Source organism: Microbacterium sp. Se63.02b, assembly GCF_014171575.1.
Taxonomy (GTDB): domain Bacteria; phylum Actinomycetota; class Actinomycetes; order Actinomycetales; family Microbacteriaceae; genus Microbacterium.
Window position 1 is genome coordinate 207,966 of record NZ_CP050453.1, and the last position, 23,920, is coordinate 231,885.

At 70.2% G+C, this 23,920-nt stretch carries 20 protein-coding genes and 3 pseudogenes; 16 read left to right on the forward strand and 7 right to left on the reverse strand.

The genetic code is table 11. From position 1 onward, the window contains the following. Nucleotides 1–156 precede the first annotated feature (156 nt). From G4G29_RS01055 to G4G29_RS01085, 8 genes and pseudogenes are all read left to right on the forward strand, one after another. Nucleotides 157–1,695 (forward strand): ABC transporter substrate-binding protein, encoded by a 1,539-nt coding sequence (locus G4G29_RS01055; RefSeq protein WP_183151535.1) that lies wholly within the window; start codon nucleotides 157–159, stop codon nucleotides 1,693–1,695. A gap of 677 nt (nucleotides 1,696–2,372) precedes the next feature. After that, nucleotides 2,373–2,654 (forward strand): annotated as a pseudogene (locus G4G29_RS20435) (ABC transporter permease); the annotation flags it as partial. Then, a complete protein-coding gene (locus G4G29_RS01065) occupies nucleotides 2,647–3,495 on the forward strand; it encodes an ABC transporter permease (RefSeq protein ID WP_202045471.1) in 849 nt (282 codons plus the stop codon). The pseudogene G4G29_RS20435 and the gene G4G29_RS01065, both read left to right, overlap by 8 nt. Further along, nucleotides 3,492–4,442, forward strand: coding sequence for an ABC transporter ATP-binding protein (locus G4G29_RS20985; protein WP_244632304.1), 951 nt, complete (start codon nucleotides 3,492–3,494; stop codon nucleotides 4,440–4,442). Before G4G29_RS01065 ends, G4G29_RS20985 begins: the two co-directional genes overlap by 4 nt. A 14-nt stretch (nucleotides 4,443–4,456) precedes the next feature. Beyond that, complete coding sequence (locus G4G29_RS20440) at nucleotides 4,457–5,239, forward strand: ATP-binding cassette domain-containing protein (protein ID WP_274601254.1); 783 nt, start codon at nucleotides 4,457–4,459, stop codon at nucleotides 5,237–5,239. 13 nt (nucleotides 5,240–5,252) lie between these two features. Further along, nucleotides 5,253–7,511: a peptidase C14 gene (locus G4G29_RS01075; RefSeq protein ID WP_244632305.1), complete on the forward strand. Its 2,259-nt coding sequence runs from the start codon at nucleotides 5,253–5,255 to the stop codon at nucleotides 7,509–7,511. Between the two features lie 342 nt (nucleotides 7,512–7,853). Further along, nucleotides 7,854–8,897, forward strand: coding sequence for a hypothetical protein (locus G4G29_RS01080; protein ID WP_183151537.1), 1,044 nt, complete (start codon nucleotides 7,854–7,856; stop codon nucleotides 8,895–8,897). 49 nt (nucleotides 8,898–8,946) lie between these two features. Beyond that, nucleotides 8,947–9,708, forward strand: coding sequence for an SDR family oxidoreductase (locus tag G4G29_RS01085; RefSeq protein WP_183151538.1), 762 nt, complete (start codon nucleotides 8,947–8,949; stop codon nucleotides 9,706–9,708). Nucleotides 9,709–10,007: 299 nt separating this feature from the next. On the opposite strand, the gene G4G29_RS01090 is transcribed toward G4G29_RS01085, so the two are convergent. Continuing rightward, nucleotides 10,008–10,823, reverse strand: a complete 816-nt coding sequence (locus G4G29_RS01090; RefSeq protein WP_183152722.1) for a zinc-ribbon domain-containing protein — start codon at nucleotides 10,821–10,823, stop codon at nucleotides 10,008–10,010. A gap of 118 nt (nucleotides 10,824–10,941) precedes the next feature. On the opposite strand from G4G29_RS01090, the pseudogene dinB reads away from it, so the two are divergent. Further along, a pseudogene (dinB, locus tag G4G29_RS01095) lies at nucleotides 10,942–12,137 on the forward strand (DNA polymerase IV). A 286-nt stretch (nucleotides 12,138–12,423) separates the two neighbouring features. Here the strand turns inward: dinB and G4G29_RS01100 are convergent. Both G4G29_RS01100 and G4G29_RS01105 read right to left on the reverse strand, forming a co-directional pair. After that, complete coding sequence (locus tag G4G29_RS01100; RefSeq protein ID WP_183151539.1) at nucleotides 12,424–12,774, reverse strand: nuclear transport factor 2 family protein; 351 nt, start codon at nucleotides 12,772–12,774, stop codon at nucleotides 12,424–12,426. Beyond that, nucleotides 12,767–13,513: an SDR family oxidoreductase gene (locus G4G29_RS01105; protein WP_183151540.1), complete on the reverse strand. Its 747-nt coding sequence runs from the start codon at nucleotides 13,511–13,513 to the stop codon at nucleotides 12,767–12,769. Before G4G29_RS01105 ends, G4G29_RS01100 begins: the two co-directional genes overlap by 8 nt. A 67-nt stretch (nucleotides 13,514–13,580) precedes the next feature. On the opposite strand from G4G29_RS01105, the pseudogene G4G29_RS01110 reads away from it, so the two are divergent. After that, nucleotides 13,581–14,320, forward strand: a pseudogene (locus tag G4G29_RS01110) (NAD(P)-dependent oxidoreductase); the annotation flags it as partial. A gap of 92 nt (nucleotides 14,321–14,412) precedes the next feature. Further along, entirely contained in the window at nucleotides 14,413–14,553 is a 141-nt protein-coding gene (locus G4G29_RS20990; RefSeq protein ID WP_244632671.1) for a hypothetical protein, read from the forward strand. Nucleotides 14,554–14,752: 199 nt separating this feature from the next. On the opposite strand, the gene G4G29_RS01115 is transcribed toward G4G29_RS20990, so the two are convergent. The 4 genes from G4G29_RS01115 to G4G29_RS01130 form a co-directional block, all read right to left on the reverse strand. Beyond that, complete coding sequence (locus G4G29_RS01115; protein WP_183151541.1) at nucleotides 14,753–15,601, reverse strand: SMP-30/gluconolactonase/LRE family protein; 849 nt, start codon at nucleotides 15,599–15,601, stop codon at nucleotides 14,753–14,755. Further along, a complete protein-coding gene (locus G4G29_RS01120) occupies nucleotides 15,598–16,473 on the reverse strand; it encodes a hypothetical protein (protein ID WP_183151542.1) in 876 nt (291 codons plus the stop codon). Before G4G29_RS01120 ends, G4G29_RS01115 begins: the two co-directional genes overlap by 4 nt. Nucleotides 16,474–16,541: 68 nt before the next feature. Beyond that, complete coding sequence (manD, locus tag G4G29_RS01125) at nucleotides 16,542–17,780, reverse strand: D-mannonate dehydratase ManD (RefSeq protein WP_183151543.1); 1,239 nt, start codon at nucleotides 17,778–17,780, stop codon at nucleotides 16,542–16,544. 37 nt (nucleotides 17,781–17,817) lie between these two features. Further along, the gene (locus G4G29_RS01130; protein ID WP_183151544.1) at nucleotides 17,818–19,740 is read right to left on the reverse strand and encodes a 6-phosphogluconolactonase; all 1,923 of its coding nucleotides are present in this window, start codon (nucleotides 19,738–19,740) and stop codon (nucleotides 17,818–17,820) included. A 138-nt stretch (nucleotides 19,741–19,878) separates the two neighbouring features. Here G4G29_RS01130 and G4G29_RS01135 point away from each other — a divergent pair, with 138 nt between their 5' ends. The 5 genes from G4G29_RS01135 to G4G29_RS01155 are packed head-to-tail and all read left to right on the forward strand — an operon-like array spanning nucleotide 19,879 to nucleotide 23,895. After that, nucleotides 19,879–20,898 (forward strand): LacI family DNA-binding transcriptional regulator, encoded by a 1,020-nt coding sequence (locus G4G29_RS01135; RefSeq protein ID WP_202045477.1) that lies wholly within the window; start codon nucleotides 19,879–19,881, stop codon nucleotides 20,896–20,898. A 44-nt stretch (nucleotides 20,899–20,942) separates the two neighbouring features. After that, on the forward strand, nucleotides 20,943–21,632 hold the full coding sequence (locus G4G29_RS01140) for a Gfo/Idh/MocA family oxidoreductase (RefSeq protein ID WP_183151545.1): 690 nt from the start codon (nucleotides 20,943–20,945) through the stop codon (nucleotides 21,630–21,632). A gap of 25 nt (nucleotides 21,633–21,657) precedes the next feature. Further along, nucleotides 21,658–21,942: a hypothetical protein gene (locus G4G29_RS01145; RefSeq protein WP_183151546.1), complete on the forward strand. Its 285-nt coding sequence runs from the start codon at nucleotides 21,658–21,660 to the stop codon at nucleotides 21,940–21,942. 40 nt (nucleotides 21,943–21,982) lie between these two features. Beyond that, the gene (locus tag G4G29_RS01150; RefSeq protein ID WP_183151547.1) at nucleotides 21,983–23,026 is read left to right on the forward strand and encodes a Gfo/Idh/MocA family oxidoreductase; all 1,044 of its coding nucleotides are present in this window, start codon (nucleotides 21,983–21,985) and stop codon (nucleotides 23,024–23,026) included. 5 nt (nucleotides 23,027–23,031) lie between these two features. Further along, nucleotides 23,032–23,895 carry a Gfo/Idh/MocA family oxidoreductase gene (locus tag G4G29_RS01155; RefSeq protein ID WP_183151548.1) on the forward strand — a complete coding sequence of 288 codons (864 nt, stop codon included), beginning with the start codon at nucleotides 23,032–23,034 and terminating at the stop codon, nucleotides 23,893–23,895. The last annotated feature ends 25 nt before the right edge of the window (nucleotides 23,896–23,920 follow it).

A 23,920-nucleotide genomic window follows, 5' to 3' on the forward strand; every position in this document is an offset into this window, starting at 1 on the left:
GCAAATCCGTCGGAGTGGCGGGATGACCGCCCGAGGGGCGTAACGAGAACGTAACCGCAATCCCCTCATCCGCACTAGACGCGGCTGCACATTTGCTACATGCTATAGCGAAACACCTTGTCACCCGAACGCATCACCCGACCCTTGGAGGCACCCATGTCGCGTCGTCGTGTATTGCTCGGCGGAGCAGCGCTGCTCACCGCCGTGCTCATCACCGCTGGTTGCAGCAGCACCCCCACGAACACCGATGGCCCCGCGCAGGAAGGCGGCACCCTGACCGTCGCCGCAGCTCAAGGCATCCCGCAGCTCAACCCGGCCATCCGCACGTTCGCCTGGGAGGAGGTGCTGTTCCCCCTGCTGTGGAACGGCCTCACCAAGACCGACGAGTCCGGTGAGATCGTCGGCGACCTCGCCGAGAAGTGGGAGGCCTCAGAGGATCAGAAGACCTGGACCTTCACCCTGCGCGACGGCGTGACGTTCTCGAACGGCGACCCCTTCACGGCCGAGGATGCCGTGGCGTCGTTCGAGTACTACCTCGACCCTGAGACGGCGACCCAGGAGAAGAACAAGATCGACATGGTCACGGATGTCACGGCATCCGACGAGAAGACCGTCGTCATCACCCTGTCCGAGCCGATCGCCACCTTCGCCGCCGGCATCGTGTGGGTCAAGATGCTCGACGTCGACGCGCTCGACACCATCGACAAGGAGCCGATCGGCACCGGGCCGTACATCGTCGACACCTTCACTCCGGACGACAGCCTGACCCTCGTGCCGAACCCCGAGTACTTCGGCGAGGCCCCGGCGCTCGACGAGATCACGCTCGTCAAGGCCGCAGAGTCGACGGCAGCCGTCACCGGCTTGCGCTCCGGCGACATCGACGTGCTGTGGTCGGTTCCCCAAGGCGACGTCGCCGGGCTCGAGGGCGGCGGGGACATCGCGCTCGTCAAGCCCGAGAACCCGAGCCAGTGGCCCTCGTGGGAGGTCGACACGCAGTCGGCGCCGTTCGACGACGTGCGTGCCCGCCAGGCTCTCGCCTACGCGACCGACCGCGAGGCCATCCTCGACGCCGCGTACTACGGGCAGGGCACCGTCTCGCCGACGAACAACGCGCTCGGCGAGGTCAACCCGTGGTTCGGCGGCGACCTGACCGACTACTCGTACGACCTCGACAAGGCCAAGGAGCTGTTCGCCGAAGCCGGTGTCACCGAGGGCAGCACGCTCACGTGGTGGGGCGTCGCGGGGCAGTACCCCGAATGGAACACGAGCGGTGAGATCCTGCAGGCGAGCCTGAAGGAGATCGGGATCACGCTCAAGATCGACAACAACGACATCGGCACCTGGGTCGACTCGTTCTACCCGGCGGGCAAGAGCTTCCCCGGCTACATCGTGCCGAACTTCCAGTCCACGCCTCCGGAGCCCGCGTACTCGCTGAACTTCTACCTCGAGGGCCGCTGCGAGTGCAACTGGGTCGACCCCGACTTCCAGACCGCGTTCGCCGACGCCGTCGCCGAGCCCGACGAGGCCGCACGCGCCGAGAAGTGGGGCACGGTGCAGACGATCATCAACCAGCAGGTGCCGCTGATCGTGCCGCTGCAGTCCACGGTCGTCACCGCGACCAGCACGAAGGTCGACGGCGTGTGGGTCGAGGGCGGCGGACAGCTGCACCTCGAGGGCGCACAGCTCAAGGGCTGACGTGGCGCTGTCCATCCTTCGGCGGGTGGCGATCAGCATCGCGATGCTGATCGCCACCTCGCTCGTGTTCGTCGTGCTCCGGCTGCTGCCGGGCGACCCCGTCATCACGCGCCTCGGCTCGACGCCGGGCGTGGATGCCGAGATGCTGCAGCGCCTCCGAGAGGAGGCCGGCCTCGATGCGCCGATCATCGAGCAGTACCTGCGGTGGATCGGCGGCGTCTTCACCGGCGACTTCGGGCAGTCGTACTTCAACCAGTACTCGGTGTCCGAGCTCATCGCACAGCGGCTCCCCGCCACGCTCGAGCTCACCCTGATCGGCATCCTCCTCGCCGTGCTCATCGCGACACCGGCCGCCGTGATCGCCTCGCTGCGTCCGCTCGGTGTGGTCGATCGCATCCTCACGGCGATCTCGACCGCGGGCATGGCACTGCCGCAGTTCCTTATCGGCATCGTGCTGATCGTGGTGTTCGCGGTGCAGCTCAAGGTGCTGCCCGCCCGCGGCTACACGCCGTTCAGCGAGGATCCCGGTGACAACCTCGTGCGCATGATCCTGCCGGCACTCACGCTCGCGTTCGCCGCCGCACCCTGCTCATGCGGTTCCTCCGCGCCTCGATGGTCGAGGTGCTCGACGCCCCGTACATCCGCACGGCCCGCGGCAGGGGCAGTCGGCGAGCGGCGTCGTGATCGGGCACGCGCTGCGCAACGCACTGATCCCCGGACTCACGATGCTCGGCCTCATCGTCGGCTACACGCTCGGCGGCGTCGTGATCGTGGAGTACGTGTTCGGCGTGCCGGGCCTCGGCTCGCTCGCGATCGACGCGGTGTTCAAGCGCGACTACGCGGTGCTGCAGTCGGTCGTGCTGCTGATCTCCGCGATGTTCATCCTCACCACGCTCATCGTCGACCTCCTCTACGGCGTGCTCGACCCGCGTCTTCGTGCAAGGAGCACCCGTGGCTGACACCCTCACCCTCGCCCTGCGCTCCGCCCGTCCGCGGCGGAGGCTCGCGCTCGCCTCGTGGATCCCGCTCGCGCTCCTCGCGGTGATCGTGCTGGCGTGCGTGCTCGCGCCCGTCATCGCGCCGTTCGACCCCTCCGCACAGTCGCCCGACCGGTTCGCCGGACCGTCGGCCGTGCACCTGTTCGGCACCGACGAACTCGGCCGCGACCTGTTCAGCCGTGTGCTCTACGGCGGGCAGTTGACGATCTTCATCGCGGGCGGTGCCACCCTGGTCGCCATGGTCCTGGGGATCGCCTGGGGGATGGCGGCGGCCTTCGCCCGCGGCATCCTCGACGAGATCCTGATGCGCCTGGCCGACACGGTCATGGCGATCCCGCAGATCCTCTTCGCGCTGGTGTTTATCTCGGCGTTCGGCGCCGACCCCGTCAAGCTGGCCGTGATCATCGGCATCCTGCTCACCCCGACGACCGCGCGGCTCGTGCGCTCCTCGGTGCTCAGCGAGCTGCAGGAGGACTACTTCACAGCCGCCGTCGCCTTCGGCTCGAAGCGCAGCAGGCTGCTGTTCGCCGAGATGCTGCCGAACGCCCGAGGTCCGATCGTGGTGCAGGCGGCCATCAACGCGGCCAACGCGATCCTGCTCGAGGCGTCGATGAGCTTCGTCGGCCTCGGCATCGCCCCGCCCGAAGCGACCTGGGGCACCCTCGTGCAGCAGGGCTACCAGAAGATGTACCAGTCGATCGGGTACGTGCTGTTCCCCGCGCTGTTCATCTTCGTCACCATCTGGCTGCTCAACGTGCTCGCCGATCAGTTCGGCGGCGATCGGAAGGGGAAGGGCCGATGACGGACACCGCTCCCGTCCTGCAGGTGCAGGACCTCACCGTCTCCTACGGCGACGCGATGCCGGTCAAGGGCATCTCGTTCTCGGTGCGCCCCGGCGAGCGGATCGGCCTGGTCGGCGAATCCGGCTCCGGCAAGTCGCTCACGGCGCTGTCGATCATGCGTCTCAACGACGGAGCGACGCTCGGCGGCAGCATCCGTCTGCGCGATCGCGAGCTGCTCACCCTGAGCACGCGCGAGATGACGAAGGTGCGCGGCGGCGAGATCGCGATGGTCTACCAGGACCCGATGTCGTCGCTGAATCCCGTGCGCACGATCGGGCATCAGCTCGTGGAGGCGATCCGCCTGCACGACAGGGTGTCGAAGGCTGCGGCACGCACCAGAGCCGTCGAGCTGCTGACCGAGGTCGGTGTGCCGCTGCCCGAGGAGCGCCTCGCGCAGTACCCGCATGAGTTCTCGGGCGGCATGCGGCAGCGCGTCATGATCGCGATGGCCATGTCGTCGCGGCCAGCCGTGCTCATCGCCGACGAGCCCACCACGGCGCTCGACGTCACCACCCAGTCGCGCATCATCGACCTGCTCGACCGGCTGGCCGACGAGCACGGCACCGCGGTCGTGCTCATCACGCACGACCTCGGCGTCGCGGCCGGCTTCTGCGAACGCATCCACGTGATGCGGCACGGGGCGATCATCGAGGAACAGCCGGTCGACGCGCTGTACTCCTCCCGGAACACCCGTACACGAAGGCGCTGCTCGGAGCCGTGGTCGACCTCACGATCGACGTGCATCAGCCGATCCGCACCTCCGCCGAAGTGCTCGAACGCGGGACCGAGCCGCTCGTCGAGGCCGGCTCCATCAGCGCGGTCGACCGCGCCAGGGAATCGGGCGACGTGCTGGTCGACGTGCAGGGCGTGTCGAAGGTGTTCACGCTCGGCTCCGGACGACGGGTGACCGCGGTCGACGACGTGTCGTTCCAGATCCGCCGTGGGGAGACCGTGGGGCTCGTGGGCGAGTCGGGATCGGGCAAGTCGACCGTGTCGAAGGCGGTGCTCGCTCTCGGCGGCATCGATGCCGGAGCCGTCGTCTTCGACGGACATCGACCGCACGAGATGCGCGGCGAGGAGCTGCGTCATCTGCGACGGCGGATGCAGATGGTGTTCCAAGACCCGTTCTCGGCGCTCAACCGGCGCCAGACCGTGTCGCAGATCATCGAGGCGCCCCTGCTCGCCCACGGCATCGGCACCAGGGCGACCCGTGCAGAGAAGGTGCGCGAGGCCATGCACCGCGTGCGGTTGGACGAGGAGTTCGCGCACCGGCTGCCCCGGTCGATGTCGGGTGGTCAGTGCCAGCGCGTGTCCATCGCACGGTCGCTCGTGCTCGAGCCCGAGTTCCTGGTGCTCGACGAGTCGGTGTCGGCGCTGGACGTGTCGATCCAGGCGCAGGTGCTCAACCTGCTGCGCGAGCTGCAGGCAGAGCTCGGACTCACGTACCTCTTCATCAGCCACGACCTCGCCGTGATCCGATACATGTCGTCGACGGTGGCCGTGATGCAGCAAGGACGGATCGTCGAGATCGGCGCGCGCGACGCGTTGTTCGCGAATCCGCAGCACGAGTACACGCGCGGGCTCATGGCAGCGATCCCGGTGGCCGACCCGGTGCTGGAGCGACGGCGTCGTGCCGAGGCTGCGGTGCTCTGGCAGGCGCAGGGAGCAGTCACGGGCGCCGTTCCGGCCGGAACCACCCGATGACGAAGGAGTTGTCATGACCGACAGATCGAACGCGGTGGCGGATCCGCACGCAGAGACGGTGTCACCGGAGGGCGGTGCGCGCTCCACGAGTCGGCGCGCCCTCATGGCCGGGCTCGGTGCGGTCGCGCTCGGCACGGCCGGCTCCCTCGCGGGTGCGGCATCCGCGCAGGCGGCTCCGGTCGTCATGGGTGCGAAGGACATCACGCGGGCGGAGTCCGTCGCCGAGCTGGCGAAGATCCGTGCGCGCGACGGTGAAGTCGCGATCGTCGCCGGGTACCGGAAGCCCGGCGACGCGGGGCTGCTCGTGTACGTCGGATCCGAAGACGCGAAGGTCGAGGCCAACGGCGGCACGGTGATCGCCGGACAGCGCGACACCCGCTGGCTGCTGCAGCACGACGGCACGGTCGACTTCCGGGTCTTCGGCATCACCGGGCCGGAGACGCCCGCCGACGACGCGCTCGCCGCCATGGTGAACGATCCCCGCATCCGACGGATCGAAGGGAGCACGGATCTGCTGTTCCGGCGACGGCATCGCTTCACGCGCTCCCACCTCGAGATCGACTTCGGCGGCCACCTCCTCACCACTGACGGGATCGAGGCGAACACCCACGACAACCCGTTCGGCGCCGTGATGTTCTTCACCGGGGTGTCGAAGGACGTCGTCGTCGAACATGCGCTGGCGGAGGCCTGGCCCGAACTGACCGACGCGGTCGCCGTGCCCGACGCGTCGAAGTTCCCCGTCGACTCCTGGTGGGCGGTGCAGTGCGATCCGGTCGCCGGGGGCGGGGCGGATGAGCGCGAGCTCCAGCGGTTCGTGCAGGTGACGCAGCAGATCGACGGACGGCACATCCGGATCGACTACCTCAACGGCTGGCCGCTGGAGAAGGGCCGGAAGCTCACCTGGCGGCAGATGGAGCCCGTCTCCGGGGTCCGCATCTCGAACATGCGCTTCCTCGGCGCCGGTCCGTTCGACGGACCGACCGACGGCTCCTTCCCCGACCCCAGAGAACTCACCGGATCCCACCCCATCGCGTTCGAGTACGCGATCCACTGCGATGTCGCGGATGTGCACGCCAGCCGCACCTGGTGGCCCGTGATCATGCGGCGCTGGAACACGCACTTCACGACCGAACGCTGCTCGGTCGAGAACCCGCCGACGGTGATGTACGGCGGCGCGGGCTATCTCACGCAGCAGATCTACAGCCTGTACGGACGGGTGAGCGACTGCACATCCTCGAACGCGCGGCACCTCAACGATCTGACCGCCAGTGCGTACTGCATCGTCGAGAACTGTCACGGCGACGGCGACGACCAGGGTGGCAACCCGTTCACCACGCACGGTCAGTACGAGCACGACCTCACCTTCATCGGCAACTCGGGGCTGATGGACATCGCCAACTCCGGAGCGCAGTGGGGCACCTCCGCCAAGCGCATCACGGTGCGCGACCACGTCTGCTCGTGGTTCGTCGCCGGCACGAAGATCAGCGACCTGACGCTGGAGAACGTGCGAGTGATCGCGCGCTCCACCTTCGATCCGCAGGCGACGATGACCATCAACGCCGACGGCGCCCAGCTGCGGGGATGCACCGCCGGGCTGTTGGCCATCGGGCAGCGATCGACTCGATCGTCGCGACCGACCGTCATCGAGGACTGCACCTTCGCCCTCCCCAAGGATCAGGTGCTCGTCCAGACACCGGTGACCGCTCCGGTGAGCTTCGTGCGGTGCACGATCACGGGGATCGACGGGGTGAAGGCCCGAGGGTCCGGACCCGTCGAGTTCGTCGACTGCCGCCTGAGCGGTCCGGCGACGGGCGCCCCGGCGGAGCTCGGCGCGTCCCGGGTGACGATCCGCGGCGGCTCGGTGCGCGATGTCGTGCTGAGTGCGACCGCCGTGCGCGACCAGTTCGTGACGCTGGATGGCGTCGAGCTCGGCACGGAGCGCACGGAGGGCGCCCTTGCTGACCAGGGCAGCCGGTTCCGGGGTGGTCTCGTGGCGGGTGAGCGGGGTGACCTCCACGGTGGCGAAGGGTGCGGCCCATATCGACATCGGTGTGGGCGTGAACCATGCGCGGGTCACCGGGAGCCAGTTCGTCGGAGGACGGCTGCGGATGACCGAGGGGTTCGCGGAGCCGTCCACCCTGCTCTACAGCGACTGCGTCGAGCGCGGGGTCGAGGGGGATCTCCCCGAGCCCGGAGAACGCGTGCTGGTCGCCGACGTGCTCACGAGCGCCTGAGCGGCGGCATCATGGAGAACATGGAGGACCCGGTTTGAACGACACGGCATCGGCGACGCGCATCGGAGACCGCATCCGCGTCCCGCGCACTCGCGCGCGCATCGGCGTGGCCCGACGCGACATCACCCCGCCGACCGGCATCCGTGCGAAGAACTGGGGACCGGCGGACTGGGAGCGGTCGGAGGGCGCGCACCGTCCGTTCGAGCTCACCGCCCTCGCCGTGATCGCGTCCGACGACCGGCCGCGCGTGCTCCTCGCGGTCGACGGCACGTGGTGGCGTCGTGTCGCCGATGAGCAGGGTGTGCGCGGAGCGATCCTGTCAGGGCTCGGGCTCGAACCCGACCAGCTGATGCTCTCGCTCACACACGCACGCGGGTGCCGTGCTCTGCGCGGCCGACGCGCACCTGCCGGGCGGGGAGCTCATCCCCGGATACCTCGAGGCCCTGGCCGCCGCAGGTGTCGCCGCGGGCCGCGAGGCGCTCGACGGTGCGGTGCCCGGACTCATCGAATGGACGACGGGCACCTGCACGCTCGCCGCCGACCGTGAGCTCGACGTCGACGGACGGGCGCTGGTGGGGTACAACCCCGCAGCGACGGCGGACGACACCGTCACGATCGGCCGTCTCAGCGTCGACGGCGCTGTGCGGGGAACGCTCGTCAACTACGCGTGCCACCCGACCACGCTCGCTTGGCAGAGTCGCGAGGTGTCGCCGGACTACGTCGGGGCGATGCGCGAGATCGTCGAAGCCGCCACCGGGTCGCCGTGCCTGTTCGTGCAGGGGGCCTCGGGCGAACTGGCCCCGCGCGAGCAGTACACCGGCGACGTCGAGGTGGCCGATCGCCACGGACGCTCGCTCGGTCACGCGGTGCTCGCCGCGCTCGACGCCCTGCCCGTACCCGGTGCGGAGCTGACGTTGGAGGGTGTCGTGGAATCGGGCGCTCCGCTCGCGATCTGGGCCGGACATGCCGCCTCGGGTGGGGAGGGCGCCGGAGGATCGGTGTCATCCGTGGACCTGCCGCTGCGCGACCTGCCGACGCTCGATGAACTCGCCGAGGAGTGGAAGGACATCGACCCCCGCTCCCGGGAAGAGCGCCTCGGCCGCGCCCGCAACCTCCGCGACGGATACATCGACGGTCCGACCGTGCAGCACCCCGTGTGGGCCTGGCGGCTCGGCGACGCGGTGATCGTCGGTCACCCCGGCGAGGCATACTCCCGCCTGCAGACCACGCTCCGAGCGCGGTTCCCCGAGACGCCGATCGTGGTGATGAACCTGACGAACGGCCCCGGGTTCGTCTACCTGCCCACGCGCGACGCCTTCGACCGCGGCGCGTATCAGGCGTGGCAGACCCCGCTCGCGCCCGGTGCGCTGGAGCTGCTCGAGGAGCATGCGGTGTCGCTGGTGTCCGCCCTGCTCGCCGGCTGAACTCGACCGGTACACTTGCTATAGCAAATCACCGCAAATGAGGAGAGACATGACCGTGCAGCGCCCCGTCGCCATCGTCACCGGAGGATCGGCCGGCATCGGCTGGGAGATCGGTCAGCGTCTCGCCGCCGACGGCTACCTCGTCGTCGCCGCCGACCGCGTGCCGGGACTCACCGTGGGTGACAACTCCGCCGGCATCCTGTGGCGCGAGCTCGACGTGACCGACCATGCCGGCGTCGACCGGGTGTTCGGCGAGATCGAGGCGGAGCTCGGCCCGATCGAGGTGCTCGTCAACAACGCCGGCATCCAGCGCCACCGCGGCATCGAAGACCTCACGTGGGACGAGTGGTCGGCCGTCGTCGATGTGAACCTGCACGGGGTGTTCGCAGCGCTGCAGGCGGCGGGCAAGCGGATGCTGGAGCGCGGCGAGGGCCGCATCGTGAACATCTCCTCCATCTCCTCCCGCGGCTCCGCGGGGCGGGCACCGTATGCCACGACCAAGGCCGCCGTGATCGGACTGACCTCGACGGCAGGTGCGGAGTGGGCGTCCCGCGGCGTGCGCGTCAATGCGGTCGCACCCGGCTACGTCGATACGGGCGTCTTCCGCCAGGGTGTCGAGGCCGGAACCCTCAGCCTCGACACGATCCTCTCCCGCATCCCCGCGAAGCGCCTGGCCGAGGCGAGTGAGATCGCCGCCGCCGTGAGCTTCCTCGTCTCCGACCAGTCGCGCTACATGAACGGCCAGACGCTCTACGTCGACGGCGGGTTCATGGTCGACTACGGCGTGCCCCTCGCGAAGAAGCCCGACTGAGACCTGCCGCGGCTCTCGGGAGCCCTCGGGAGGAGGTCCTCGGGAGGAGGTCTCACTCGGGAGGAGGTCTCGCTCGGGAGGAGGTTTCGCTCGGGAGGAGATCCTCGGTGCGGAGGATGCCTGGCCCGAATACGTCCTCCCGAACGCGGTTCTCCTCCCGAACACGGCTCACCGCGGGGGCGTTACCCGGGAGGAAGTGCTCGCTCGGGAGGAGATCCTCGTTGCGGAGGATGCCTGGCCCGAATACGTCCTCCCGAACGAGGTTCCCCTCCCGAACGCGGCTCACTCCGGAGCAGGTCTCACCGCAGATACGCGTCGACGAGGAGGGCGCCGCGGATGGTGCGCAGCTCCTCGATGATGCGCGTGATGCTCGCTGCGCCGGTCGAGGAGAGCACCAGGTCGTGAGGACCGAGAGGTTCGAGCTTCCCTGTGCGGACGCGGATGACCTCCCACCCGGCGGCGCGGAGCGCGCGGTCCTTTCGCAGATCCGCGTCCTGCCGCTTGCCGACGTGCTCCAGGCCATGGCGGCCGACCGTGTCGTACTCGAGAGCCACCCTGAGCTCCGGAAACACGATGTCGGGCCACACCTCGGTGTGGCGGAAGAACGGTCGAGACACCTTCACCGCGTTCACGGCCGGGTCGAACTCGATCCGCGTCGCGAGGGCGGCCCGGAGTCGGCCTTCCGCCGCTGAGGCGGGGCGCGGCGCGCACGCGCTCACGAACGCGGTCCCGGTGGGCAGGGCGGGGGTCTTGGTGCACAGCTCCGGCGCAGGGCGACGGGGCTTGCGCGGGAGCGCGCGTGCTTCGCCGAGCACGACCGGTTGGGGGCGGGCGAGCGCGGAGCAGTCCGGACACCACGCCGAGCGGCGGCGCACCTGACCAGGGCGTTCGCGCTGCTCCGTGGGGGTGGCGGCGAATCGGTGCCCGAGCGGGCACTCCCAGCACAGCAGGACGTCGGCCGCGAGCGGGACCTGCGACAGAGCGATCCCGTGGTTCAGCTCCGGGTGGTATTGGCGGATCAGCTCCGGGTACGCCGCCCAGCCCGCACGATACGTGCCCACGTCATACGGAACGGCGCGACCGTGGGAGAACTGCCGTCGCGCCCACCACTGCATCACCGGTTCCGGCACGCGCCGACCATACCTGCGGTCACGGACACCGCGTCGCCCCGTAGCTCGGCGGATGTCGATGTCCCCGGTCCGTGCGACGATCCGCACGTCGACGGGAGAACGGATGCGTGGGGAGGCCACGGTGCTGCACGCCGACCTCGATGCGTTCTACGCGTCGGTCGAGCAGCGTGACGCTCCCGAGCTGCGCGGTCGACCGGTCATCGTGGGCGGTGGCGTCGTGCTCGCCGCGAGCTACGAGGCGAAGGCGCGCGGAGTCCGCACGGCGATGGGCGGTCGACAGGCGCGGGAGCTGTGCCCCGATGCGATCGTCGTCCCGCCGCGGATGGAGGCCTACTCGGCCGCAAGCAAAGACGTGTTCGCGATCTTCCGCGACACGACGCCACTCGTCGAAGGGCTCTCGATCGACGAGGCCTTCCTCGAGGTCGGAGGTCTGCGGCGGATCGCCGGAACCCCGGAAGAGATCGCGGTGCGACTGCGCGAGCGCGTGCGGGCGGAGGCCGGGCTGGCCATCTCGGTCGGGGTCGCTCGCACCAAGTTCCTCGCCAAGGTCGCCAGCGCGGTGAGCAAACCCGACGGACTCCTGGTCGTCGAGCCCGACCGTGAGGAGCAGTTCCTCCTTCCCCTCCCCGTCGAACGGCTCTGGGGCGTGGGCGCGGTGACGGCCGAGAAGCTGCATCGCTACGGCATCCGCACAGTGGGGAACTCGCCGAGCTCGAGGCCGCGACCGCCGAGCGGATGCTGGGCAAGGCGACGGGCGCCCACGTGCACGCCCTTGCCCGGCTGCGGGATCCGCGGCCGGTCGACACCACCCGGCGACGCGGATCCATCGGCTCGCAGCGCGCGCTCGGCAGCCGTATCCGCTCGGCAGAGGAACTCGACCTCATCCTCACGCAGATCGTCGACCGGCTCGCTCGACGTCTCCGCGACGGTGGTCGCGTCTGCCGCACGGTCGTGCTGCGTCTGCGTTTCGGCGACTTCACGAAGGCCACCCGCTCGCGCACGCTTCGAGCGCCGACCGACCGCACCGCCGTCGTGCTCACCGTGGCGCGTGGCCTGCTCGACGCCGCGCAGCCCGAAATCGCCGCGCGCGGCATCACTCTGATCGGCTTCTCACTGACGCAGCTCGACCGCGTCGGGAACGTGCAGCCCGAATTGCCGATCGACTGGGGTGATGAGGCGCGCCTCGACACCGTCCTCGACACCCTGCGCGACCGCTACGGCGCGACCTCCGTGTCGCGTGCGGCTCAGCTCGGGCGCGACCCCGGGTGGTCGTCGCCTCTCCTTCCCGAGCACGAGTGAGCTTCAGGGGCTGCCGCGTTGCGGAGGAGATCTGCCGTAGGGAGGGTGTTTTCCCGCCAGGGGATCCTCCGAAGCGCGGATCTCCTCCGAAGTGCGGGGGTGTGCCACTCGGGGTCTGGGCGTGGTGTGGGTGCGGCGGTGAGGTGTGGGTGCTTCGCGGGGCGGCCGCCGCGTGTTTGCGGAGGAGATTCGCCGTAGGGAGGTTGTATCGCGCCGGAGCCGCCTCCGAAGCGCGGATCTCCTCCGAAGTGCGGGGCTCCGAAGTGGGGGGCTTCCCGATCTCGGCTCAGGCCTTGAGCATGGAGGCGCGCGCGATCAGGCCGTCCACGACGTCGAATGTCGCGATGGTCTCGGTGGCGACACCCGCGTTGATGACCTGCTCCTGCGCGACGACCCACCGTGCGCCGAAGAGCACACTCGTCTCGATGACGCACGACAACTCGGGGTTCTGCAGCCGCGGCTCGTAGAACGCGCGGATCGCGGCCGACCCGACCACGGGCTCGGGTGCGACGCCGGTGATCACGGCATCGTCCGCGTAGGTCGCGACGAAGGCGTCGAGGTCGTGCTCGTTGAAGGCGTCGAGCTGCGCCTGCACGGTCTCGAGAGCGGTGCGGTGGAGGACGGTGCGGTCAGTCAATGCGAACTCCTCCGTTGACGTCGTACGTCGCTCCGGTGATGAAGCGCGCGCGCTCCGAGGCGAGCGATGCGATGATCCAGGCGACGTCCGCCGGTTGGCCGAACGCCCCGAGCGGGATCCCGGCCTCGAGCTTCGCGCGACCCTCGCCCTGCAGCTGGTCGGTGATGGCACTCGCGACCGGACCGGGGGTGACGGCGTTGACGCGGATGCCCTCCGCGGCGAGGTGGCGTGCGAAGCTGCGCGTGATCGCGAGGATCGCCCCCTTGCTCGCGGCGTAGTGGATGCCGGTCTGCAGCGCGCCGACCTGACCGGCGATCGAGGCGATGTTGATCACGGAGCGATCGCCGTCGGCGGCCCGAAGCAGGGGGAGTGCGCCCCGGGTGAGGAAGAAGGTGCCACGGGCGTTGGTCTCGAGGACCATGTCCCACTCGTCGAAATCGATGTCGTCGTACGGGGTGTACGGGCACACGCCGCCGTTGTTGACCAGCACGTGCAGCGAACCCCAGGTGGCCGTGATCTCGCCGATCAGGGCGTCGATCGACGCGCGCTCGCGCAGATCGAGGCGGGAGACGTGCACCTCGGGCGACCTGGCTTCGCGGCACTCCTCGGCGACGCGGGCGGCTTCGGCCTCGCGCCCCGTGTACGTGATCCAGAGGGAGACGCCCTCGCGGGCGAGGTCGAGGGCGGCGGCGGTTCCTATACCGGAACTGGCACCCGTGATCAGTGCGCGGCGAGTCATGTGCTCGATGCTATAGCAAGATTCCCGTGCTGTACACGCATTTGCTAGATGCTATAGCATCGCTCTCATGACCGAGCCCTTCATCCTCGTCAGCGACTGCGACCTGCCAGGAACCGTCATCGAAGACACCCTCCGACAGGCGGGACTCCGCGCCGAGCGCGCGGCATCCGGCAGCGTGGACGACATCGCCGCCCGCGGAGCCGACGCCCAGGGGCTCGTCGTCCAGTGGGCGCAGATCACCGGCGAGGTGATGGATCGGATGCCGAATCTCCGCATCATCAGCCGCGTCGGCATCGGCTACGACATGGTCGACGTCGAGGCGGCGACCGCTCGCGGCATCGCCGTCGCGAACACCCCGAGCTACTGCATCGAAGAGGTCGCCGCCCACACGATCGCCATGATCATGACCCAGGCCCGCGGCCTCCCCGCCTACGACCGTGCGGTGCGCGGAGGCACGTGGAAGGCCGTCGATGCGCGCCCGATGGCGGTGCGCCCCTCGACGACCACCGTCTCGGTGCTCGGGTTCGGCCGCATCGGCTCGATCGTGGCCCGTGGCTGTCGCGCCCTGGGCTTCCGCGTCGTCGTCGCCGACCCGTACGCCTCCCCGACGCCGTGCGTGCGGCAGGATGCGAGCCCGTCGAGATCGCGGATGCCGTGGCGCGCGCCGACATCCTGACGCTCCACGTTCCGCTCACCGACGCCACCAGGCACCTCATCGACGCCGAGGCGCTCGCGACCATGAAGCAGGGCGCCGTCGTCGTGAACACCTGCCGTGGGCCGCTGATCGACGAGGACGCTCTCGCCGCGTCGCTGCATGCCGGACACGTGGGTGCTGCCGCCCTCGACGTGTTCGCGGGGAGCCGCTCGCCGCCGATTCCCCGCTGCGCGACCTCGACCAGGTGCTCCTCACGCCCCATGCCGCCTGGTACTCGCCCGAAGCGCTGGCGGATCTGCCGGTGCACGCGGCCGACAACATCATCCGCTACCTCGCCGGCGAGTCGGTGCCGATCGTCAACCCCGCGTTCGCCGCGGCGCGCTGACCGCTTCCACCCGGCGGCCTGTGTCCGGGGCACGGTTCCTTGTGCTGAGTGCACCGTGTCCCGGGCAGAGGCCGTCGGGGCTCGTGGCGCGCCGGCTCAGGCATTCCTGCGAGATCAGGCAACATCGCTGCGAAACGGCCTGTTCTGGCGCGATCGCCTGTTCCGGCCGTGAGTCGTGCGGCGCGAAGACCCGGTAGCGTCAGCCGGCGAACGGGGTGACCGGGAGGCCGCGTGCTCCTGGCCGCACGGCGAACACCGATCCGGCCTCCGTGCCGTGGTCGGCGGGCAGACCCTGTGCCGAGGTGGTGATGTAGAGCGTGCCGAGGTCGTCGTCGCCGAACGTGCACGCCGACACCTGGGGTACCGGGAGCTCGATGGCCGCGATCTGCCGACCCGATGCGTCGTATCCGTGCACGGCGCCGCCACCCCACAGTGCGACCCAGACGCTGCCGTCGGCGGCGACGGTGAGGCCGTCCGGGAGTCCCTGCTCTTCCGGGATCACGGCGAACGACCGGCGGCCGCGGAGGTCGCCCTCCACGACGTCGAACACGTCGACGCGGTGGGTCATGGTGTCGACGTAATAGGCGCGTCGGCCGTCGGGAGCGAAGCCGATCCCGTTCGACACGGTCGCCCGCGGCAGCACGGTCGAGACCTCCAGTTCGGGACCCATCCGCAGCACGCTCCCCGCATCCGGAGTCGCGTCGTAGGCCATCGATCCCGCGAGGAGGCGGCCGCGAGGGTCGCAGCATCCGTCGTTCATGCGCACCAGGGGGTCCTCGAACAGCGTCGCGACGGCATGGGTCTCGCCGTCGACGTCGTCGGCCAGATACACGGTGCGCGCGCCGACAGCCACGAGGCCGCCGCCGGTGCGGGGCCGGGCGAAAGCCAGGTACTCGTCGTCGATGTGCTGCCTGGTCACGCCGTCGGGGCGCAGCGCGAGCAGGTCTCCGGCCTCGCCGTCGACCCAGCGGAGTCCACCCCACCCCGGCCACCACACGGGTCCTTCGGCGTGATGCGCGACCGGACCGGTGACGTTGTCCGGCGTCATGCTTCTTCGCGGGGCTGCATGCGCGGCGGTGCGGGGCGCAGCGGGTGGACGATCGGCATCGGCTCGGGCTCGGGGGCGGGAGCGGTCTCCGCGGCAGGAGCGGGCTCGGCGTCGGCTGCGGGAGTCGCGGTGCCCTGCGCCGGCAGCTCCCGCGCGACCTGCTTCTCGAGCACGGTGACGGCGGCATCGGAGAGCAGGATGAGCCCGTCGAGTTCTTCGCGCACCCTCTTGTAGGCGACGTTGCGCTCCGCCTGTGTCGCCGACTCGTCGACCGCGACCTTGAGCAGCTGCTGCGCCCGTTCGAGTCGTTTGCGCTCGGGGCCCGTGAAGGTCGAGTCGCGCAGGCGCCTGGCGTCCTTCTCCGCGATCTCGAACGCGACCGCGTAGTCGCCCACGGCCTGCAGGTACTCGGTGATCTGCTGCTCCGACACCTTCGCGTCCGCGGATGCCGGGCGCAGGGCGTCTGCGGTCTTCTTGGCGCGCAGGAACGCGGCGGTCAACGGCTGGCGTCCGTCGCTCATGGCGGGGAAGGCGATCAGTTTCGCGACGTCGAGCTCGTAGTCGAGCCAGCGGGCGGTGATCTCGTCGTGCTCGGCGAAGAGTCGTGCGACGAGGTCGTTCGGGACGACGGATGCCGTGGTGTCGACGACCGAGGGGCCGCGCCGCTTGGACTGCTGGGTGAGTGCGCGCGCCTCGATCTCGGCGGTCTTCAGTTGCGCTTTCATGCGAAGGGTCTCCAGGCGGCGCTCGTGACGGCGCTTGGAACTGCGCTCCCATGCCTTCGCCGCACCGCCGGCCATCCCCATGACGGGGAAGATGAGCCACCAGTAGTTCTGCGCGAAGGTGCCGAGGCCCCGGATGAACTCGTCCATGATGGGTTCAGCCTACTGCGCGGGCACCGCGCTCCCGAGGGGAGTCCAACCCTCCGTCGATCCCGCTCTCACCAGTCGTGGACGGTGCCGTCGAGGAGGCGGTTGTACGGGAGGTACGCCTGCTCGTACGGGTACTTCCCTGCCTCGTCGACGTCGAGCTCCACTCCGAGACCGGGCCTGTCACCGGGGTGCAGGTAGCCGTCGGTCCAGGTGAACGACTGCTGGAAGACCTGGTCGGTGCGTGACCCGTGCTTCATGTACTCCTGGATGCCGAAGTTGTGGATCGACAGACCCAGGTGCATCGCGGCGGCCATGCCGACCGGGGAGATGTCGGTCGGCCCGTGCATGCCCGACTTGATCTGGTACAGCGCCGCGTAGTCGAGTGTCTTCTTCAACGCGCTGATGCCGCCCATGTGGGTGACGGCGCCGCGCACGTAGTCGATGAGCTGGTCGCGGATGATGTCCTTGAAGTCCCACACCGTGTTGAAGATCTCCCCGATGGCGAGCGGGGTGGTGGTGTGCTGGCGTACGAGCCGCAGGGCTTCCTGGTTCTCGGCCGGGGTGCAGTCCTCGAGCCAGAACAGGTCGTACGGCTCGAGGTCCTTGCCCAGCCGCGCGGCCTGGATCGGCGTCATCCGGTGGTGGCCGTCGTGCAGGAGCGGGATGTCGGGGCCGAACTCGTTGCGCACCGCCTCGAACACCCCGGGCAGGTGCGTGAGATAGGCACGGGTGTCCCAATCCTCTTCGACCGGCTTCGCGCCGCGGCGGGCGGGTTCGTGGTCGTAGCGCACGTTCGCGTCGCCGACATCCGCGCCCTGGGCGGCGATGCCGTAGATGGCCTTGAGCGTCGGCACACCGGTCTGCACCCGGATCGCCTTGTACCCCTGTTCCTGGTGCGCGCGGATCGAGTCGAACAGCTCGGGCAGCTCCTTGCCCGAGGCGTGCCCGTAGGCCATCAGTCCGTTCCGGCTCGCGCCGCCGAGCAGCTGGTACACCGGCATCCCCGCGACCTTGCCCTTGATGTCCCACAGCGCCATGTCGACCGCGGCGATCGCCGCCATCGTCACGGGCCCGCGACGCCAGTACGCGCCGCGATACAGGAACTGCCACGTGTCCTCGATGCGGGACTCGTCGGCGCCGATCAGCAGCGGCACCACGTGCTCCGTCAGATACGCCACCACGGCGAGCTCACGTCCGTTGAGAGTGGCATCACCCAACCCCGTCACGCCGTCGGCGGTCGTGATCTTCAGGGTGACGAAGTTCCGGTCGGGGCTGGTGACGATCACCTCGGCCTTGTCGATGGTCATCGGCGGCCTCCTGCGGCGGCGGTCGTGTCGGCGGCGGTCAGGTCGGTCGCGGTGTCTCCGGCGATGAGGACCTCGCGCGGAGTGATCGCGGGGTCGCCGGGGGCCCAGTCGAACACCAGCACGTCGGCGCGCGCTCCCGGGGTCCAGTGCGGGCCGTCGTCGAGGACGGCGGCGGGGGGCCGTGCTCGCGAGCCGCACCGCGGTCGCGAGAGATCCGGTGAGACGCGCGACGGTGGCGACACCGACATCGAGCGTCTGGACGGAGCCGGCGAGGAATCCGGTGGACACGTGACGCAGTGCGCCGTCGTCGGCGAGGTGCACGCCTCCGCCGACCGTCGACAGCCCGCCCTCGGTCAGGGCCGCAGGAGTGGCGACGGCGTCGCTGACGAGGAAGATGCCGTGGTCGCGCTTCGCGGCGATCATGGTCGCGAGCGTGCTGTCGGGCAGATGATGGCCGTCGGCGATGACCCCGGCCGCGAGCCGGGGCTCCGCGAGCTGCGCCCAGAGATAGTTCGGGTGCCGGGGAGCACGGCGTGCGCGCCGTTGCCGAGGTGCGTGGAGAGCGTGGCGCCGGCGTCGACCACCGCGGCGATCTCGGCATCCGTCGCGTGCGTGTCCGACCGCGACCCGTACGCCGTGCGCGACGAGGAAGCGTGTGGCCTCGGCGGAGCCGGGGTGGTGGGGAGAGGGTCACCACGCGCAGGAGCCCCGGTGCGGCGTCGAGCCAGGACTGCAGCTCGGCGATCTCCGGTGGGCGGATGTGCGCGAGCGGGTGCACGCCGCGAGGCCCGTCCTGGTCCGACAGGCTCGGCCCTTCGACGTGGATGCCGGCGACGGCTCGTGAGGTCGCGGTCGACGCCCGCACGGCCTCGTCGATCGCCCGGATTCGCGCGATCATGTCGGCGGGAGATGCGGTGATCACGGTCGGGAGGAACCGGGTGACGCCGTGCTCTGCGAGCGAGCGCGCCATCGCGGCGACGTGCTCGGGCGAAGGATCCGCGGCGTTGGCGTCGCCGTCGAGGTGTCCGTTGACCTGCAGATCCACGAGTCCAGGGCCGATCCACGGCGACCCGTCACCGGGATCGGGGATCGCCGTGAGCGCGCTGATCCGGCCGTGCTCGACGACGACCTCCAGCCCTCCGGCGCCGAGCGCGTTCCGCCCCTGCAGCGTCTGGGCCGTCATCGCGCCGCCTGCGCGGTCGCGCGGGAGCGGATGCAGCAGCGATGCCGCGTCGCGGTCGACGTGCACCTCGCAACGCGGGTGACGCCGCAGCACGGTGCACGGCCAGTGCGAACTGATCGGCTCTTCGACCAGCGCCCGTACCGCCTCGGCCTTTCGGGCATCCGGAACGGCGCACACGAGGTGGGCTCCGCTCATGAGTGCCGGGATCGTCAGCGTCAGCGCGTGGGTGGGCACGGCGTCGAGCGTATCGAAGCACTCGTCGTCGACCTGCTGCACACGGCTGGCGAGGTCGAGCTGCACCGTGCGCACCGGGCACGGGTCGCTCAGGTCGGCATCGGGCGGGTCGTTGAATGCGATGTGGCCGTTGACGCCGATACCGAGGCTCACGAGGTCGATGGGTCCTTCTTCGAGCAGGGCGGTGTACTCGTCGGTCGCGGCCCGCGTGCCGAGCTCGGTGCGGATGGGGTGGAAGGCGGCGGGGTGCACGATGTCGACCAGGTGCGTGCGGAGCCAGGTGCCGAAGCGCTGCGGCGCCGCGGGGTCCAGATCGAGGTACTCGTCCATGTGCAGGATCGTGACGCGGTCCCAGGGCACATCCGGTTCCGCGGCGAGGGCGCGGTACACGTCGAGCTGGCTCGGGGCGGCTGCCGCGATCATCCGTGCGGAGCCGCGGGCGGCCACGGCTTCGCGCAGCGTTCGCGCCGCCGATCGCGCGGCGGCGGCGCCCATCGCGGTGCGGTCGGGATGGGCGTGCAGGGCGAACGTCGTCGTGCTCATGATTCGCAAGAGTAATGCAACCGCTTGCAAAGTCAAGCCTCCGATCCGGATTCACCCGCCGGGTGCCGGCGGGGCGTCGGGTGTGCGCACGCGCCCCGGTCGCGCGCAGCCACGGTGCGCGGGCTTAGTGTGTGTGACGTGACAGGCAACAACAGGAAGACGACGTCGACGTCGGTGACGATCGGCGACATCGCGCGCGTGGCCGGGGTCTCGCGATCGACGGTGTCTCGCGCGTTCAGCCGACCGGAACTGCTCAATCCCGAGACCGTGCGACGGGTCAAGGTCGCAGCCGACGAACTCGGGTATGTCGTGAACCATGCGGCCAGGGCGCTGTCGACCGGGCGCTTCGGCAACGTCGCCGTCGTCGTGCCCGACATCGCCAACCCGTTCTTCCCTCCGCTCGTGCGACGGGTGCAGACGCTGGCGGACGCGGCGGGGTACGCCGTGTTCCTCGGCGACTCCGACGAGATCGCCGACCGCGAGGCCAACCTCACCTCGCGCCTCAGCGCTCAGGTCGAGGGCTTCGTGCTGGCCTCTCCTCGACTCGACGAGGAGCGCATCCGCGAGCTCGATGCGGCTCGGCCGGTCGTGCTCGTGAACCGCGACATCGACGGCCTCGCCCGGGTGCTGATAGATCCGAGCGGCGGGCTCGACGAGGCGGTCGCGCATCTGCACCGCCTCGGCCACACGCGCGTGGTGTACCTCTCGGGACCGCGGGAGTCGTGGTCGGATCAGCAGCGCAGGGCGGCGCTGGCCAGGGCTGCCGAGCGGGCGGGGCTCGACGTCATCGTGCAGGAGCTCGGCCGCCCCAGCTCGGCCGGCGGGCGCGACGCCGTCGGTGGCATCCTCGCCTCAGGGGCCACCGCCGTGATCGCCTTCGACGACGTGGTCGCCCAGGGCGTGATGGCAGGGCTGGCGCTGCGGGGGATCGACGTCCCGCACGACATCAGCGTGATCGGATGCGACGACACGCTCGCCTCCGGCACGCATCCGGCGCTCACGACGATCTCCGCGGCATCCGCGGCGGCGGGCGATGCGGCGGCGGAACTCCTGCTCGGCATCCTCTCCAGCGGCGAGCGCTCAGACGCCCGTGTGACGATCGCCACGCACCTGGTGATCCGGGCCACGACAGAGGCCGCCCGCACGTCGGGAGCCTGACCGGCGGTTGACAGTGCAACCGGTCGCATGATTCACTGTCGCCCATGCTTCGGATCGCGATCATCGGCGCCGCCCATCCGCACGTGGACTATGTGCCAGACGAGCTGACGCGCTCCGACCGCGACGGGTTCGTGCTCGTCGGGGTGCACGACCCCGACCCTGCGGTCGCCGAGCAACACGCCGCGCGCTTCGGTGTGCCGGCGTTCGGCCGCGCCGACGACCTCCTGGCCGAGGACATCGACATCGCGGTGATCGCCGGGGTCTACGGAGCGCGAGGCTCCGACGTCGTCGCCGCGCTGCATGCGGGAGCCCACGTGCTCGCCGACAAGCCGCTGTGCACCTCCCAGGCCGAGCTCGACGAGATCGAGGCCGCCGCGGCGGAGGCCGACCGCACGGTGAGCCTGCTGCTCGAGAAGCGCGGCTACCCCGAGACCCTCGCCGCGCTCGCCGTGGTCGAGGCGGGGGAGCTCGGCGACATCGTCGGCATCACCTCGTCAGGGCCGCACAAGCTCAACCGCGCTCAGCGCCCCGCATGGTTCTTCGACCCCGCGCAGTACGGCGGCATCCTGACAGACTTGGCGGTGCATGACCTCGATGCCGCGCTGCTGTTCGCGCCGGCCGACGAGGGGTCATCCGCGGCGCCGTGTCCGCACCGCTCGATGCGACGCCGGGGTTCGCGCGCTACGGCGTCGCCACGCTCACCACGCCGACCGCGGTGGTCTCGAGCGAGGTGAGCTGGCTCACCCCCAGGCATCCGATGTGCACGGCGACTACCGTCTGCGCCTGGTCGGCACGTGCGGTACCGCCGAGATCTTCTGGGCGCGCGGACGCGTCGAGGTGACGACAAGCGACCGGCCGATGCGTGTCCTCGATCTGCCGGAAGGCCGGCGCCCTGCCGAAGAAGCGCTCGACGCCTTCGCCGCCGGACGCACTCCCGAGGTCGGCACCCGCGAGTCGGTCGCGGTGACCAGGCTGGCCCTGCTCGCCCAGGCATCGGCCGACCGTGGCGGCGAGGCCCTCGCCTGGTCGCGCGACGCCGACTAGCCGACACTTCCGGCACTCACCCCCCACGACAGGAGACACCATGACCGAACCGCTGCGCATCGCGATCGTCGGAGCGGGTGTGATCGGCGCTGTGCATGCACGACTGGTCGCGACCCTCGGCGAAGACGGCGTGCTCGCCGCGGTCGTCGACGTGGAGGAGTCCCGCGGTCGTGCGCTCGCCGAACAGTACGGCGTGCCGTTCCATGTCTCCGCGGCGGAGGCGTACCGCACCGAGAAGATCGACATCGCGGCGATCTGCCTTCCCAGTGCGTTCCACGCGGCGGCGGTGATCGAGGCCCTCGAAGCGGGCGTGCACGTGATCGTCGAGAAGCCGATCGACGTGACGCTCGATGCCGCCGACCGTGTGCAGGCCGCCGAGCGGGCCACCGGCCGTACGGTGTCGGTCATCAGCCAGCGCCGCTTCCAGCCCGTGGCCTCGTTCATCCGTCGCTCGATCGACGAGGGTGCGCTCGGGCGTGTGACGTCCGGCGTCGTCGAGTCCGCGTTCTTCCGCGCTCAGGAGTACTACGAGTCGGGCGACTGGCGCGGGACGGCTGCCATCGACGGCGGCGGCGCCCTCATGAATCAGGGCATCCACGCCCTGGATCTGCTGCTGTGGATGCTCGGCAGGCCGGTGTCGGTCAGCGCCAAGACGGGTCGTCTCGCCCACGAGGGCATCGAGGTGGAAGACGTCGCCGGGGCCACGATCGAGTTCGAGAGCGGCGCGATCGGCCTGCTGCTCGCGAGCACCGCCGCATACCCCGGGCTCCCGGTGCGCCTGGCGGTGCACGGCTCGCACGGGACGGCCGTCATGGAGAACGAGGGGGGCTGGCCTTCTTCGCCTCGGCCTCCGCGCCGCAGCCCGAGCCCGATTCGCTGCTCGAGCGCGATGTGCCGGAAGGCTGGCTCGACGTCGACGTGGCGCATCGTCGGCAGTACGTCGACGTGGTGGGGGCGATCCGCTCGGGCGGCCGGCCCGCGATCACCACCGACGACGGACGCCGGGCACTGCAGGTCGTGCTCGCCGTGTACGAGTCGGCCCGCATCGGTCGTCCGGTCGACCTCCACGAGTGAAAGAGGATGAGAGACATGGAAACGAAGAACGTCGCGATCGTCGGCATCGAGAACAGCCACGCCGAGGAGATCATCCGCTACCTCAATGTCGAGCGTCCGGCCGGGGTGCCGGTGCGTGTCGTGGCGCTCGTCGCCGGAGAACCGGACCGCACGCGTGAGCTCGCGGAGCTCGGCGGCATCGAGCGGATCGTCGCGGAGTCGAGTGACCTGCTCGGCAGCGTCGACGCGCTGATCGTCACCTCGCGCGACGGCGCCCTCCACCGCGCGCACGCCGTGCCGTTCCTCGAGGCGGGTACGCCCGTCTGGGTCGACAAGCCGCTCGCCGCGAGTGTCGCGGATGCGCAGGCGATCGTCGCCGCGGCCGAGCGGGGCGGCACGGTGCTCACCTCGTCGTCGGCTCTGCGCTGGGTGGCCGACACCGACGCGATCGCCGAGGGGCTGACGTCGATCGGCGAGCTGCAGGCCGTCACCGTGACAGGTCCGGCGGATGCGGCGAGTCCGTACAGCGGCATCTTCTTCTACGGCATCCACGTCGCCGACGTCGCGCAGCGGCTGGTGCCCGGCGACCCCGAAGCCATCGACCTGCAGCGTCTCCCCAGCGGAGTCGTGGCCCGCTACCGGGTGGGCGGCGTGCTCGTGACGCTCGAGTTCATCCGCCCGGACGGCGACGGCCAGGTTCCCTTCCGTGCGACCGCGGTCGGCGGTCACGGGGTCGTCAGCCGTGACATCGTGCTCGGCGCCGACTACGTGCAACCCGGGGTCGATGCGTTCGCGCGGATGCTCGCGACCGGCGCCGCACCGATCCCGACCGCCCAGCTGCTCGCTCCGATCGCGGTCCTCGAGACGGTGGCGCGCGAGGGCGCAGCAGTCGCCGTCTGAGCCGTGCAACGCGGTGCAGCGAACG

Bases quoted from the DNA above. Each gene is read 5' to 3' on its own strand.
- manD (WP_183151543.1), bottom strand. From the start codon at position 17,780: ATGACCATCGACAAGGCCGAGGTGATCGTCACCAGCCCCGACCGGAAC.
- G4G29_RS01085 (WP_183151538.1), top strand. From the start codon at position 8,947: ATGACCGTGCAGCGCCCCGTCGCCATCGTCACCGGAGGATCGGCCGGC.
- G4G29_RS01150 (WP_183151547.1), top strand. From the start codon at position 21,983: ATGACCGAACCGCTGCGCATCGCGATCGTCGGAGCGGGTGTGATCGGC.
- G4G29_RS01120 (WP_183151542.1), bottom strand. From the start codon at position 16,473: ATGGACGAGTTCATCCGGGGCCTCGGCACCTTCGCGCAGAACTACTGG.
- G4G29_RS01090 (WP_183152722.1), bottom strand. From the start codon at position 10,823: ATGCAGTGGTGGGCGCGACGGCAGTTCTCCCACGGTCGCGCCGTTCCG.
- G4G29_RS01130 (WP_183151544.1), bottom strand. From the start codon at position 19,740: ATGAGCACGACGACGTTCGCCCTGCACGCCCATCCCGACCGCACCGCG.
- G4G29_RS01155 (WP_183151548.1), top strand. From the start codon at position 23,032: ATGGAAACGAAGAACGTCGCGATCGTCGGCATCGAGAACAGCCACGCC.
- G4G29_RS20985 (WP_244632304.1), top strand. From the start codon at position 3,492: ATGACGGACACCGCTCCCGTCCTGCAGGTGCAGGACCTCACCGTCTCC.
- G4G29_RS01140 (WP_183151545.1), top strand. From the start codon at position 20,943: ATGCTTCGGATCGCGATCATCGGCGCCGCCCATCCGCACGTGGACTAT.
- G4G29_RS01105 (WP_183151540.1), bottom strand. From the start codon at position 13,513: ATGACTCGCCGCGCACTGATCACGGGTGCCAGTTCCGGTATAGGAACC.
- G4G29_RS01055 (WP_183151535.1), top strand. From the start codon at position 157: ATGTCGCGTCGTCGTGTATTGCTCGGCGGAGCAGCGCTGCTCACCGCC.
- G4G29_RS01115 (WP_183151541.1), bottom strand. From the start codon at position 15,601: ATGACGCCGGACAACGTCACCGGTCCGGTCGCGCATCACGCCGAAGGA.
- G4G29_RS01075 (WP_244632305.1), top strand. From the start codon at position 5,253: ATGACCGACAGATCGAACGCGGTGGCGGATCCGCACGCAGAGACGGTG.